The sequence below is a fragment of the Mycobacterium sp. 663a-19 genome, from assembly GCF_035616495.1.
GTDB lineage: Bacteria > Actinomycetota > Actinomycetes > Mycobacteriales > Mycobacteriaceae > Mycobacterium.
The window spans coordinates 140,057-152,980 of sequence record NZ_JAPJAV010000001.1 but is presented as its reverse complement, the minus strand read 5'-3'; the positions used below and the strand labels follow the sequence as shown (position 1 = coordinate 152,980).

Genomic DNA, 12,924 nt, shown 5'->3' with positions numbered 1-12,924 from the left:
TCTCGCTTTCTCACGCATCGCGGCGCACGCGGCGCCGCCGGGCCATCCCCAAGGGGAGGTTGCCAAGTCACCGCGAAAGTATGCGTCGGCGCCGGTGTTTCCGTTCAGGCGGGGCGCGCTGCGTAGGCGGTGTCGACGCTGTAGGTGGTGAAACCCGCACGCTCGTAGGTCCGCATTGCCGCGACGTTGTCCGACTCCACGTACAGCATCACCGTCGGTTCGGCCGAGCCGGCGAGCCGCCGCGCCAGCGATTCGATGCCGACGGCCGTCAACAGCTGGCCCAGGCCGCGGCCCTGCGCCGAGGGGTCGACGCCCAGCACGTAGACCTCGCCCAGGCCCGGCCGGTCGAGGTGCACCTTGGTCCAGTGGAAGCCCAGCAGCCTGCCCGCCTGCTCGCTCGCGGGGTCGGCGAACGCCAGGAACAGGCCCGTCGGGTCGAACCACGGTTCGCGGCGCCGCTCCGCCAGGTCGGCCTCGGTCCACCCGCCCTGCTCGGGATGGTCGGCGAACGCGGCGTTGTTGACGCGCAGCAGCTCGGCATCATCGCCTGGGCCCGCGTAGGTGCGCACCGAGACGCCCGGCACCGGGACCGCGGCCTCGGGGACGCCGCGCAGCGGGCGGCGCATCTGGACCAGTTCGCGGACCGGCACCAGACCCAGCGCCGACGCGGTGGCCCGCGCAGGCTCGAGGGTGCCGTGCGCCCAGAACTGGTTGCGCCCCCCGGTCTTGGCCAGCGCCGCGCGCGCCAGCTCGGCGCCGATGCCGCGTCGGCGGGCCCGCGGATGGACCACCAGCTCGGCCATCCCGGCGCCGCCGTCGCGCGGCGGGCTGAGATTGAGGTAGCCGAGGATCGTGGGCCCCGGCGGATTTTCGGAGCCGGTGACCAGCAGATGGTCGGTGCGACCCTGGGCGAGCTCCCGCAGCACCTGCTCGCCCACGGGCGCCACCCCATCGAATTCGGTTGCCGCAGTGATGAGTTCGCGCACGCCCCGTTGCTCGTCGGCGCTCAGCGCCGAGCGCCAGTCGGGCTTGGAATCCGACGACGTCACTGACTGCGTAACGGATCGACCAGCGGGTCCTGCAGGCCGTCGGTGTCGGGTTCGGCTTTTTCGGTGTCGGCCTCTTCGCTGGGCTCGGGCTCGGCCACCGACGCCCGGCCGCGGGCCGGCCGGACGGCCTTGTACCCCACGTTGCGCACGGTGCCGATCAGCGCTTCGTACTCGGGGCCGAGTTTGGCCCGCAGTCGCCGCACGTGCACGTCGACGGTGCGGGTGCCGCCGAAGAAGTCGTACCCCCACACCTCGTGCAGCAGCTGAGCCCGGGTGAAGACCCGGCCGGCGTGCTGGGCCAGGTACTTCAGCAGCTCGAACTCCTTATATGTGAGGTCCAGCGGGCGACCGCGCAGGCGCGCGGTGTAGGTGCCCTCGTCGATCACCAGCTCGCCGAGGCTCACCTTGCCGGCGCTTTCCTGATCGGCCAGCCCGCCGCGGCGGCCGACCACCAACCGCAGCCGGGCGTCGACCTCGGCGGGCCCGGTGCTGGGCAGCAGGATCTCGTCCAAACCCCAGTCGGAGCTGACCGCCACCAGGCCGCCTTCGCTGACGACCGCCAGGACCGGGACCGACCGGCCCGCCGTGCTCAACAGGCGGCACAGGCCGCGCGCCGAGGACAGGTCTGTGCGCGCGTCGACGAGCACGGCGTCCGCGGTTCCGGCCTCCAGCAACGAAGACGGCTCGGGCGGCGCGGTCCGGACGGAGTGCGGCAGCAGCGACAACGACGGCAGAACCGGGTCGGGGTGCAGCTCCGAGGTCAGCAGTAAAAGCTCCAACAGGCCCCTCCAGCTCGTGGGAAAGGCATCTCCCAAATCGACAACGCAATGCGGCGTTAGCGGCCAGGTCATCTAACGATAACTTGCCACCTGGTAGTTCGCCCGGTGACGAAGCCCTTCGGCGCGGAGTGTGACCAACCGCTCTGCCAGGGGTGCGGGCGCCCGCCGTGCGGCGGGCCGACGATGGACAGGCCACAATATCCGGATGCGCAGGGTGCTGATCGGCGTGATCGCGGCGGCGGCGACGGCCGTGATCGCCATCGGGGCCGTCGGCGTCGACTACGGAGCCAGCATCTACGCCGAATACCGGCTGTCGTCCAACGTGCGCAGGGCGGCGGATCTGGGGTCGGACCCGTTCGTCGCCATCCTCGCCTTCCCGTTCCTGCCGCAGGCGATGCGCGATCGCTACACCCAGGTGGAGATCAAGGCCAACGCCGTCGACCACGCGATGGTCGGCAAGGCCACCCTCGAGGCCACGATGTACTCGGTCGACCTGACCCATGCGTCCTGGCTGATCAGGCCGGACGCGGACCTTCGGGTCGGCCGGCTGGAGAGCCGCATCATCATCGACTCGACGCACCTGGGCCGGTACATGGGCATCAGCGACCTGATGGTCGAGGCGCCGCCCAAGGAAACCAACACCGCCACCGGCGGCGTCACCGCGTCGGGCATCTCCGACAGCCACGGCCTGGTGTTCACCGGCACGCCGCATTCGGCCGGCTTCGAGCACCGGGTCAGCGTCTCGGTCGACCTGTCCATCGCCCCCGACGACCAGGCGACGCTGGTGATGACCCCGACCGGCGTGCTGACCGGGCCGGACACCGCCAATCAGGCCGTTCCCGACGACAAGCGGGACGCGGTGCTGCACGCCTTCAGCACCCGGCTGCCCAACCAGCGGCTGCCGTTCGCGGTCGCGCCCACCAGCGAGGGAGCCCGCGGCTCCGACGTCATCATCGAAGGGGTTGCCCGGGGAGTAACGATCAGGCTGGACGGGTTCAAGCAATCATGACGCGCGCCGACGACGATGCAGAGCGTAGCGATGAGGTGGGGGCACCTCCCGCTTGCGGGGGAGAGTGGCGCACATGACGACCGTCGTTGTCGCCGCCGTCGCGGCCGTCCTGGTGGCAACCCTCGCGGGATGGTTGCTCACCCGGCGCACCGGAACCCTCCGCGAAGTCGATTCCGGGTCGAACCCGCTCGCCCCCGCGGACGCCGCCGACCTCGGGCTTTCCCGCGCCGGCCCGACCGTCGTGCATTTCAGCGCGCCGTGGTGCGGGCCGTGTGATCGCGTCCGCCGGGTGGTCGGCCAGGTCTGTGACGACCTGGGCGACGTCGCCCACGTCGAGGTCGACCTGGACGCCAATCCGCAGGCCGCGCGCCGATTTTCGGTGCTGTCGCTGCCCACCACGTTGATCTTCGACGTCGACGGGCGGCAGCGGTACCGGGCCTCGGGGGTGCCCACGGCCGCCGACCTGCGGTCGGCGCTGGAACCGCTGTTGGCTTGAGCACTATGTCATTGGGTAAGCTTGCCGACGTGTCAGCCCGCCTCGAGCCCATGCTCACCAAGCGTCGCGCAGTCGATCTGTGCCGCATCGCGGGTTGTTGCTGTTGCTGTAGCTGCTGAGTAGCCGCGCCCTTCCGCGTAGCTCTCGGAGCAGCCCGGAGCCCCACCGTGGCATGCCTCCCATCGTTTCCGTGCAATAGGCGTACCTAGGAGTCGTTCGTGTCAAGCAGCAACACCAGCACCCGGCCGGACCGCGTCGACGTGCGCGGGCCCAGGTTCACCGCCTGGGTCACGACCGCGGTCCTGGTCGTCACGCTCGTCGTCTCGGCGGTCAGCCCGGTGGCCGCCGCGGTCCTGCTGGGCCTGCAGGCGGTGGTCTTCGCCGTCGGCGCCGTGGGCGGGCCTCGCCGTCATCCCTATGGGCGCGTGTTCGCCGCCGTGGTGGCGCCCCGGCTGGGACCGGTCACCGAGCGCGAACCGGTGCCGCCGCTGAAGTTCGCCCAGTTGGTGGGCCTGGTGTTCGCGGTCGCCGGGGCCGCCGGATTCGCCGGTGGCGCAACGCTGCTGGGCGTCGTCGCCACCGCCGCCGCTTTGGTGGCCGCCTTCCTGAACGCGGCCTTCGGCATCTGCCTGGGCTGCCAGCTCTACCCGCTCGTCGCGCGCCTGCGGCCGACCGACCGTCGCGCGCAACCCGTCTGACCACGAGAAGAAAACCGAAAGGATCCCCACCATGGCACGCTCCGACGTCCTGGTCTCCGCTGACTGGGCCGAGAGCAATCTCGACGCCCCGAACGTCGTCTTCGTCGAGGTCGACGAGGACACCAGCGCTTACGACGGCGGCCACATCCCCGGCGCGATCAAGCTGGATTGGCGCACCGACTTGCAGGACCCCGTCAAGCGCGACTTCGTCGACGCCCAGCAGTTCTCCAAGCTGCTCTCCGACCGCGGCATCTCCAACGACGACACCGTGATCCTCTACGGCGGCAACAACAATTGGTTCGCCGCCTACGCGTACTGGTACTTCAAGCTGTACGGGCACGACAAGGTCAAGCTGCTCGACGGCGGCCGCAAGAAGTGGGAGCTGGACCGGCGCCCGCTGTCCAGCGACCCCGTCAGCAGGCCGGAGACCTCCTACACGGCGGCGCCGCCGGACAACAGCATCCGAGCGTTCCGCGACGAGGTCATCGCGGCGATCAACAACAAGAACCTCGTCGACGTGCGCTCCCCCGACGAATTCTCCGGCAAGATCCTCGCGCCGGCGCACCTGCCGCAGGAGCAGAGCCAGCGCCCCGGCCACATCCCCGGCGCGATCAACGTCCCGTGGAGCAAGGCCGCCAACGAGGACGGCACCTTCAAGTCCGACGAGGAGCTGGCCAAGATCTACGCCGACGCCGGCCTGGACGGCACCAAAGAAACCATCGCGTACTGCCGAATCGGGGAACGCTCGTCGCACACCTGGTTCGTTCTGCAGGAATTACTCGGGCATCGGAATGTGAAGAACTACGACGGCAGTTGGACGGAATACGGCTCCCTGGTGGGTGCCCCGATCGAGTTGGGAAGCTGATATGTGCTCTGGACCGAAGCAAGGACTGGCGTTGCCCGCCAGCGTCGACCTGGAGAAGGAAACGGTGATCACCGGCCGCGTCGTGGACCGCGACGGCCAGGCCGTGGGTGGCGCGTTCGTCCGCCTGCTGGATTCGTCGGACGAGTTCACCGCCGAGGTGGTCGCGTCGGCCACGGGCGACTTCCGGTTCTTCGCCGCCCCGGGTTCGTGGACGGTGCGCGCGTTGTCGGCGGTCGGCAACGGCGATGCCGTGGTGCGACCGTCCGGCGCGGGCATCCACGAGGTGGACGTCAAGGTCGCCTGACCGAGCGGCCCGACCGGGACGCCCCCGCCCACCGCGGGACGAATAGACTTGTCCCCGTGGTGCTCTTCTTCGAGATCATCCTGGTCGCGATGACCGTGCTCATCTCATGGTTCGCGCTGTACACGCTCTACCGGCTCATCACTGACGAGTCGTGACCCGCGCCGGCGACGATCCCGACGGACTGCCCGGTCCCGCGGGTTCCGGCGATCGGGCCGTGGCCGCCGCCGCCGAACGCGCGAAGGTGACCGCAGCCCGCAACATCCCCGCCTTCGACGACTTGCCCGTCCCCGCCGACACGGCCAACCTGCGCGAGGGCGCCAACCTCCACGACGCTCTGTTGGCGCTGCTGCCCCTGGTCGGCGTGTGGCGCGGCGAAGGCGAGGGCCACGCGGCCGACGGCGACTACCGTTTCGGTCAGCAGATCGTGGTCTCCCACGACGGCGGGGACTACCTGAATTGGGAAGCGCGCTCCTGGCGGCTCGACGATGCCGGCAACTATCAGCAACCCGGCCTGCGCGAGACCGGGTTCTGGCGCTTCGTCAACGATCCCGACGATCCCAGCGAGTCCCAGGCCATCGAGTTGCTGCTGGCCCACTCGGCCGGCTACGTCGAACTGTTCTACGGACGCCCGCGCACCCAATCGTCGTGGGAGCTGGTGACCGATGCGCTGGCCCGCAGCCGGTCCGGCGTGCTGGTCGGCGGCGCCAAGCGCCTCTACGGCATCGTCGAGGGCGGCGACCTGGCCTACGTGGAGGAACGGGTGGACGCCGACGGCGGCCTGGTGCCGCACCTGTCGGCGCGCCTTTCACGGTTCGCCGGATAGGCCCGCGACCGGCCCTTCTGCGTGTACTGTTCGACCTCCGGGCGGCCGATATTCCGCGGGAGGAGGTCGGTGGATGCGTCGCACCAGGACACCCTCGCCCGTAGTGCGCTGGGCCGTGATCGGAGCCGGCCTGCTGCTCATCGCCTACCTGGCCGTGCTGGCGGTGCAGCCGTCCATCATCGACGCGATGCCGCCGTGGCTGGGCTGGTTCGGCCGACCGGGATCGATGCCAACGCTCGCCGTCGTGGTGGCCGTGCTGATCGCGGCGGGTGTGCTGATCTTCCGGTCCAACCCCAGTCACCGGTTGGTGGGCGTTTCGTTCACCGTCATCGCCGTCCTGATAGCCATGAGCGCGGTCCTGGGCCTCGCCTCGTACTGGGGATGCCACGACGCCAATCACCCGGCGTTCTTCACCCCGCTGATGGCGACGGCGCAGTTGGTCAAGGGCAGCACCAGCGATTTTTCCGTGGGCGGGCGCACCTGCCCGAACCCGACCCCGGTCGGCCTGGAATTGGCGCGGATCGTGGCCTTGGTGGCGATCTTCACCGGCTTGGGTGGCGTCGTCGTCGGCGTCTTCCGGTCCCAGGTGGACCGGCTCCGCGCGAACCTCGCCGACTCCGTCACCGCCATCGTCGGTATCGACGCCGATACCCAATCGATGATCAGCGGGGTCGCCCGGACGCTGGACCGGCGCAGCACATTGGTCGTTCTCACCGGCGCCGCCGACGACCGCGTGCAGCGAGCCCGCAGGCAGGGCGCCCGGGTGGTGCTGGTGGACTTCAACAATCCGGCCACCCTGGTGTCACTTCGGTTGTGGCGCCGCCTGAATCGGCTCTACCTGATGGCGCCCGACCCGGCCATCAACCTGTTGTGGCTGGACCTGATCGGACGCCGGCTCTCCGAGGTCGCCCACAAACAGCGGTTGCCCCTCATCGTGCGCATGGACGACCCGTGGCTGGCCCAGGCGTGGCGCGCCCAGCAGTTCGGCGGATCGGACACCCGCTGGGCGGCCGACGTTGTCGGCAAGTACGAGGTGACCGCGCGCAGGCTCCTCGACGGCATCATCGCGACGGGGCGAACCACGCGTGTATTCGTTTGCGGCACTTCGCAATTGACTCTCGCGTTGTGCGCGGACCTGACCCAGCGCGCCCTGGAACGTGACTTCTACGCCCCGCCCGGCGCGGTGCCGCTGCCCGCGCTGAGCCTGGTCGCAGGGGATGCCGAGGAGTACCTGCGCGATCACGAGTTCTACCGCCGGCAGGCCGGATTCGCCTCGGAGGGGCCGGCCATCGAGGCGGTGGCGGAGGCGCCGACGGTGCCGACCATGTTGAGGCTGATCGGTGATGTCGACCCCGCAGCCAGCGCGGTGATTTTCGTCGACGCTCATGCCGGGACAACCGCCGCCAGGCTGGCCGCCCGCTTCCCCGACATGCCCATCTACGCCTCGGACCTCAACACGAGCATCAGCGACGACTCGATCCGGGTCGTCGGCCGGCTGCAGTCCTACTCGCTCGTGCTGGACACGCAGGAGGGCCAGGTCCAGGACGCGTGGGAGCGTGCGGCGAGGCTGATCCACGAGCGCTACGTCTCGACGATCGACCCGGAAGGCCCGCGGTCGCCTGCCGCGATGCCGTGGGCCGAACTCAACGAGTTCTACCGCGGCTCCAACCGGCGCCAGGTGCGCAACGCCCTGTGGATGGTCGAACAGATCGCGGGACATACCTGGAACACCTGGGGCAGCCCGCCCGCGCAGCTGTCCGGAAGCGAGATGGCGGGATTGCCGCCGTTGGAACAGCTTGCGCTGATGGGCTTCGACCGTTGCGCGGCGCTGAACATGGCCCGGGCGGAGCATGAGGACTGGTGCCGCTACTACCGCCGCAACGGCTGGAAATACGGTGTGCCCCGGGATGATTCGCGCAAGATCCACAACAAGCTGGTCGACTGGTCGGTGGTCGAAAGCGAGCCGGATCTGCTCAACGCCGCGGTCCGGAGTTTGGCGGGCACCCTGTGGAGCCTGCGCCAGCTGGGCTTCCGGTCGCGTCCGCTGTGGCAATCCTTCACCCGCGTGGGAACGGTCGCCGCCGAACAACGAAGCGCCCCATGGACATGGACGTCGGATTCGGGGCACACAATGCGCGCCGACGCCGGCGACTGGGCGGTCACCGAAGACGGCAAGGTGTGGTCGGTGCGCGACGACATCTTCCGGGACAGCTACGAGCCGGCGGGCGACGGGCGCTGGCGCAGAACGGGGCGGGTGCAGGCCCGCCCCGCGCGCCCGGGCGAGGTGGTCAGCACGCTGGAGGGCCCGACGACCGCGGCGGACGGCGACTGGGTCGTCCGCGGATCCAGCGGCGAGCAGTGGCCCGTCCCCGGTGTCGAGTTCGCCCGCCGCTACGCCGCATTCCATCCAGCCGAGGAAGTGCAACAGCCCTGACGATTGGCCATCCCAGGCGGGCCAACACTGATACGGTATCGGCGCATGTGCAACCGTCGCGTGCGGGCGTCCGCGCAATTCGCGCGCTGTCCTTCACCTTAGGAGACTGCGATGGCTCTGTTTATCAGCTACTCGAGCCAGGATCGGTCGACGGTCGACGCCCTGACGACCGCCCTTCGCCGGGCCCAGCAACAGGTTTGGTTCGACCAAGAGCTCGGTGGCGGCGACTCGTGGTGGGCCAAGATCCTGGAGCAGATCCGCGCCTGCGACGTGTTCGTCGTCGCCCTGTCCAGTAACTGGTTGCAGTCCAAGCCCAGTCAGTCCGAGTTGCGCTACGCGCAGACGCTGAATCGGCCGATCCTGCCCGTGCGGATCGGCGACATCGGCAGCATGCGCGTGAATCCCCTGGCGGCGTTGCAGATTATCGACTACCGCAACCCGACCGTCGACGCCGGCATCCAGTTGGTCACCGCCATCCATTCGCTCACCGCCAAGCCCCAGCCGTTGCCCGACCCGCTACCCGAGGAGCCGCCGGTGCCGTTCGGCTACATAACGCGTTTGGGCAACGTGCTCGCCGAGAAGGAGCTCAGCCCGCAGCAGCAGTTGCAGCTGTTGGTCGAACTCAGGTCCGGACTCGACGAGGACGGCGATGACCCCAGTGCCCGCAGCGACATCGCCCAACTCCTTCGAATGATGCGCCTGCGACACGATGTCACCTACCGCACCCGAAACGACATCGACAACGTGCTGGCGACGATCGAGGCGGGTGAACCGGATTCGTCGCGCCCGTCGGCAACACCGGCCGCCAACGCGCAAACTGCGCCGACGGCCTCGGCGGGCACCGGCGCCCAGCCCGCCGCTGCGACGACCGTTGGTGGTGGCGCGGGCAAGGATGGGGCATCCAACAGGCGGTTGATCATCATCGGCGGCGCCGCATTGGCCGTGATCGTCGCGATCGTGGCTGTTGTTCTGATGACCCAGTCGGGCGCGAAGAAGAAGCCGGCCAGCGCGCGTGCGACGGCGTCGGCGGCGCCCGCGGCGGAGGTGCCGGGGCAGGCGGCGCCGGTGCAGGCAGCGCCCGCGCCGGAGGCGACCCAGCGCCTGGTCTCGATCCTGCTGAGCGGGGACCAGCTCAAGCAAATCATGGGGGGCGCGCCTTTGACGGGCATCGGCCCGACCACGCAACTGCGTCCGGACTGGGCCCTGTCAGACCCGGCCTGCCTGGGCCCGTTCGATGCCATATTTCACTCGGTGTATGACGGCAGCGGCTATACCGGGGTGTACGGCGAGGAGTTCAACCCGCAAGGCGCCGACCGGATCTTCGAAGCCGCAGTGAGCTTTCCGACCCCCGATCAAGCCCGGGCGTTCGTGAAGTCGCAAGCGGAATATTGGAGGGGGTGCAACGGCAAGACCGTGACAGTCGGCGAGCAAGTTCAGTGGACGTTCGAGAACCCCACCGGCGATTCCCCCCGGATTACGCAGCTGCGCACGAAAGTGGGCGGCAAGTCGACCTGCCAGCGCGTGCTGAGCGCGGTGTCCGACGTGGTCCTCGACGTCCGGGCGTGCGCTCCGAACATCGCGGATCAAGGGGGTCAGATCGCCGACGCGATGGCCGCCAACGTCAAGTGACCGCGGGCACCGCGGAAGTCACCCACAGACTTGGCCCATCTGTCCGTCGAGCGGGCTCGCCCCCTCGCAATCGCCCAGTCGGTATTTGCGCATCGGGTTCACCGCACAGGAATTCGTCGGTGCCTGCCTGGCATCGGTGATACCGGCACAAGCACCCGCAGGGTCGGCGTGGGCCGGTGGAATGCACAGGGGTGCCAGTGCTATCGCCGCTGCCGCCGATGCGCCAATTAGTGCCCTCTTCATCCACTCTTCCTTTTTCCGAAGTGCGTGATACGGGCGGTGCTCCGTTGATTCTGGCGGCGAAAAGATACCCGCGTGTTACCCGGTGATTGCTTGCCTGTTGCGCTGGATCTAGTTCCGGTTAACCGGATTGGGCGTGGCGCGAAACCGCGTCTAACCGGCCATCTTTCGTGCCGCCGCGGCTATGGCTAGGGCTAGGGCTAGGGCTCAACGATCGCTGACGATGGCGACGTCGACCAGTTCCGCGAATTCCGCTGCCATCGGCGATCGAGGCAGCGGCCGGCCGTCGAGCGTGTGCACCCGGGCGGCCAGCGTCATGCTCGAGACCAGCCAGATCCCTTGCGCGGCAAGCAGATCCGCGACCCGGAGTGCCCGGTAGTCGCAGTCGTAGCCCTTGGCCCGGGCGACCTCGAACAGGGCCTGCTGGGTGGTGCCGCGCAGGATCGGATACCACGGCGGCGGCGTCAGCAGGCACGGATCACCCTCGTCGGAGGCTGTCGCGATCACCACCGTCGAGCGGGGGCCCTCCAGGATGTAGCCGTCCGAGCTCACGAAGATCACGTCACCGGCGCCCTGCCGGGCGGCGTGGCGCAGCGCGGCCATGTTGACCGCGTACGACAGTGTCTTGGCCCCCGCCAGCAGCCACGGCATCGCGTCGGCGCCGCTGGCGGGCAATCCGCGGTCCAGCGTGACCGCCGACAATCCGTCGCGCCGAACCGCGGCGACCCTGTCCGGGACGGGGTTGACCATCACGTAGGCGGTGGGTGGCGAGCCGCCCTCGCGGCCCCGGCTGTAGATGAGTCGCAGCGCGCCCTCCTCGGCGGTGTCCGCGGCCCACCGCCGCGTCGCCACGTCGATCGCGCGCCGCCAGCTCGCGAGGTCCGGCTCGGGCAGGTCCATGTACTTGGCGGATTGGGTGAGCCGCTGCAGATGGGATTCGACCAGGCACGCCGCGCCGTCGCGGACCAGCAGCGTCTCGAAGATGCCGTCGCCGCGGACCGCGGCGAGGTCGTCGGCGTGCAACAGCGGCGCCCCCGGCGGATGTATCTGCCCATCCAGCGTGACGATCACACCCATTCCCGCCATGGACGGTAAGCCTAGCCGCGAGCGCGAAACTGGCAGCACGCCCCGATCCGTAGAGTTGACGTGTGCATCCTGCAGTCCCCGCACCCGACACCGGACCCGACGCCGGCGCCATCTGGCACTACGGCGATCCGCTGGGTGAGCAGCGGGCGGCCGAAACCGATGCGGTGGTCGTGGACCGCTCGCATCGCGCGGTGCTCGCGCTGACCGGCGGCGACCGGCAGGCCTGGCTGCACAGCATTTCGACCCAGCACGTCAGCGAACTGCCCGAGGGCGCCAGCACCGAGAACCTCAGCCTCGACGGCCAGGGCCGCGTCGAGGACCACTGGATCCAGAGCGAGCTGGGCGGCACCACCTACCTCGACACCGAACCGTGGCGGGGTGAGCCGCTGCTGAGCTACCTGCGCAAGATGGTGTTCTGGTCCGACGTCGCGCCCGCCGCCGCCGACATGGCGGTGCTGTCGCTGCTGGGGCCGCGGCTGGCTGACCGCGCGGTGCTCGACGCGCTGGGCCTCGACGCGCTGCCCGCCGAGCTGACCGCAGTTCCGGTGGCAGGTGGCGGCTTCGTGCGGCGGATGCCCGCCGCCACCGCCGGCGACATCGAGCTGGACCTGCTGGTGCCGCGCGGCGAGTCGGCGGACTGGAAGGACCGGTTGGCGCGGGCGGGCGTGCGACCGGCCGGGGTGTGGGCCTACGAGGCACACCGGGTCGCGGCCCGGCGTCCCCGGCTCGGCGTCGACACCGACGAGCGCACCATCCCCCACGAGGTGGGCTGGATCGGCGGTCCGGGCGCCGGCGCGGTCCATCTGGACAAGGGATGCTATCGCGGGCAGGAGACCGTCGCGCGAGTCCACAACCTCGGCAAACCCCCGCGGATGCTGGTGCTGCTGCACCTCGACGGTTCGGTTGAGCGCCCCGCGACGGGTGACCCCGTGGTGGCCGGCGGCCGCACCGTCGGACGGCTGGGAACCGTGGTCGACCACGTCGACCTCGGGCCGGTGGCGCTGGCGCTGCTCAAGCGTGGGCTGCCCGCCGACACCGAGCTGGCGACCGGCGACCAGGCGGCGGTCGCCGCGGTCATCGACCCCGACTCGCTGCCGTCGGCCGACCAGATCGGTGCGGGCCGGCTGGCCGTTGAACGGTTGCGGGGCGGTACGCGATGATGGGAAATGTGGTCCGCCACGGCGGGCAGGGGGCACCGACGCCCAACCGTGCGGCACGGTAAACTGTCGGCAGGACAATAACGACACCAAGAGATCGGAGCCGCCTACATCGTTAGGCCGCTCCGTTATTGCGCGAGGGGGTTCCCCCATGGGCCGCGGCCGGGCTAAGGCAAAGCAGACCAAGGTTGCTCGAGAACTTAAGTACAGCTCCCCGCAGACCGACTTCGAGAGGCTCCAGCGCGAGCTGTCCGGGACCGGCGCCGACGATTCCGACGAGCTGGACGGCTCGGACGATCTAGCCGCGGATGATGCCTGGGCCCGCGAGGACGACTGGCGTCGTTAGACCCTTCAC

The 12,924-nt window shown here is 69.6% G+C and carries 14 protein-coding genes; 11 read left to right on the top strand and 3 right to left on the bottom strand.

All coding sequences use genetic code 11. The features are described 5' to 3' along the window. Positions 1–104: 104 nt before the first annotated feature. Together mshD and OQ968_RS00780 are read right to left on the bottom strand one after the other, a co-directional pair. Positions 105–1,049 (bottom strand): mycothiol synthase, encoded by a 945-nt coding sequence (gene mshD / locus OQ968_RS00785; RefSeq protein ID WP_324673710.1) that lies wholly within the window; start codon positions 1,047–1,049, stop codon positions 105–107. Then, positions 1,046–1,831, bottom strand: a complete 786-nt coding sequence (locus OQ968_RS00780; RefSeq protein ID WP_324674977.1) for a response regulator transcription factor — start codon at positions 1,829–1,831, stop codon at positions 1,046–1,048. Before OQ968_RS00780 ends, mshD begins: the two co-directional genes overlap by 4 nt. A gap of 196 nt (positions 1,832–2,027) precedes the next feature. Between OQ968_RS00780 and lmeA the strand changes: the two genes are divergently transcribed. The 9 genes from lmeA to OQ968_RS00735 all read left to right on the top strand — a co-directional run bounded on the left by lmeA (position 2,028) and on the right by OQ968_RS00735 (position 10,086). Next, positions 2,028–2,837: a mannan chain length control protein LmeA gene (lmeA, locus tag OQ968_RS00775; RefSeq protein ID WP_324674975.1), complete on the top strand. Its 810-nt coding sequence runs from the start codon at positions 2,028–2,030 to the stop codon at positions 2,835–2,837. 73 nt (positions 2,838–2,910) lie between these two features. Further along, positions 2,911–3,333 (top strand): thioredoxin family protein, encoded by a 423-nt coding sequence (locus OQ968_RS00765; protein ID WP_324673706.1) that lies wholly within the window; start codon positions 2,911–2,913, stop codon positions 3,331–3,333. A 5-nt stretch (positions 3,334–3,338) separates the two neighbouring features. Continuing rightward, the gene (locus OQ968_RS24860) at positions 3,339–3,452 is read left to right on the top strand and encodes an Ms5788A family Cys-rich leader peptide (protein ID WP_369805001.1); all 114 of its coding nucleotides are present in this window, start codon (positions 3,339–3,341) and stop codon (positions 3,450–3,452) included. A gap of 99 nt (positions 3,453–3,551) precedes the next feature. Beyond that, entirely contained in the window at positions 3,552–4,031 is a 480-nt protein-coding gene (locus OQ968_RS00760; RefSeq protein WP_324673704.1) for a DUF4395 domain-containing protein, read from the top strand. A gap of 31 nt (positions 4,032–4,062) precedes the next feature. Next, positions 4,063–4,896 carry a sulfurtransferase gene (locus OQ968_RS00755; protein WP_324673702.1) on the top strand — a complete coding sequence of 278 codons (834 nt, stop codon included), beginning with the start codon at positions 4,063–4,065 and terminating at the stop codon, positions 4,894–4,896. A gap of 1 nt (position 4,897) precedes the next feature. Then, on the top strand, positions 4,898–5,200 hold the full coding sequence (locus tag OQ968_RS00750; protein WP_324673700.1) for a DUF1416 domain-containing protein: 303 nt from the start codon (positions 4,898–4,900) through the stop codon (positions 5,198–5,200). Positions 5,201–5,351: 151 nt separating this feature from the next. Next, the gene (locus tag OQ968_RS00745) at positions 5,352–6,023 is read left to right on the top strand and encodes an FABP family protein (protein ID WP_324673697.1); all 672 of its coding nucleotides are present in this window, start codon (positions 5,352–5,354) and stop codon (positions 6,021–6,023) included. Between the two features lie 73 nt (positions 6,024–6,096). Then, on the top strand, positions 6,097–8,457 hold the full coding sequence (locus OQ968_RS00740) for a hypothetical protein (protein WP_324673695.1): 2,361 nt from the start codon (positions 6,097–6,099) through the stop codon (positions 8,455–8,457). Between the two features lie 111 nt (positions 8,458–8,568). Then, positions 8,569–10,086 (top strand): sensor domain-containing protein, encoded by a 1,518-nt coding sequence (locus OQ968_RS00735; RefSeq protein ID WP_324673694.1) that lies wholly within the window; start codon positions 8,569–8,571, stop codon positions 10,084–10,086. A 447-nt stretch (positions 10,087–10,533) separates the two neighbouring features. Here OQ968_RS00735 and OQ968_RS00730 read toward each other — a convergent pair whose 3' ends face one another. Next, positions 10,534–11,397 (bottom strand): aminodeoxychorismate lyase, encoded by an 864-nt coding sequence (locus OQ968_RS00730; RefSeq protein WP_324674973.1) that lies wholly within the window; start codon positions 11,395–11,397, stop codon positions 10,534–10,536. Positions 11,398–11,474: 77 nt separating this feature from the next. Between OQ968_RS00730 and OQ968_RS00725 the strand changes: the two genes are divergently transcribed. Continuing rightward, entirely contained in the window at positions 11,475–12,572 is a 1,098-nt protein-coding gene (locus OQ968_RS00725) for a folate-binding protein YgfZ (protein WP_324673691.1), read from the top strand. A gap of 148 nt (positions 12,573–12,720) precedes the next feature. After that, positions 12,721–12,915, top strand: coding sequence for a DUF3073 domain-containing protein (locus OQ968_RS00720; protein ID WP_324673690.1), 195 nt, complete (start codon positions 12,721–12,723; stop codon positions 12,913–12,915). The last annotated feature ends 9 nt before the right edge of the window (positions 12,916–12,924 follow it).

Bases quoted from the DNA above. Each gene is read 5' to 3' on its own strand.
- OQ968_RS00765 (WP_324673706.1), top strand. From the start codon at position 2,911: ATGACGACCGTCGTTGTCGCCGCCGTCGCGGCCGTCCTGGTGGCAACC.
- OQ968_RS24860 (WP_369805001.1), top strand. From the start codon at position 3,339: ATGTCATTGGGTAAGCTTGCCGACGTGTCAGCCCGCCTCGAGCCCATG.
- OQ968_RS00755 (WP_324673702.1), top strand. From the start codon at position 4,063: ATGGCACGCTCCGACGTCCTGGTCTCCGCTGACTGGGCCGAGAGCAAT.
- OQ968_RS00750 (WP_324673700.1), top strand. From the start codon at position 4,898: ATGTGCTCTGGACCGAAGCAAGGACTGGCGTTGCCCGCCAGCGTCGAC.
- OQ968_RS00740 (WP_324673695.1), top strand. From the start codon at position 6,097: ATGCGTCGCACCAGGACACCCTCGCCCGTAGTGCGCTGGGCCGTGATC.
- OQ968_RS00735 (WP_324673694.1), top strand. From the start codon at position 8,569: ATGGCTCTGTTTATCAGCTACTCGAGCCAGGATCGGTCGACGGTCGAC.
- OQ968_RS00720 (WP_324673690.1), top strand. From the start codon at position 12,721: ATGGGCCGCGGCCGGGCTAAGGCAAAGCAGACCAAGGTTGCTCGAGAA.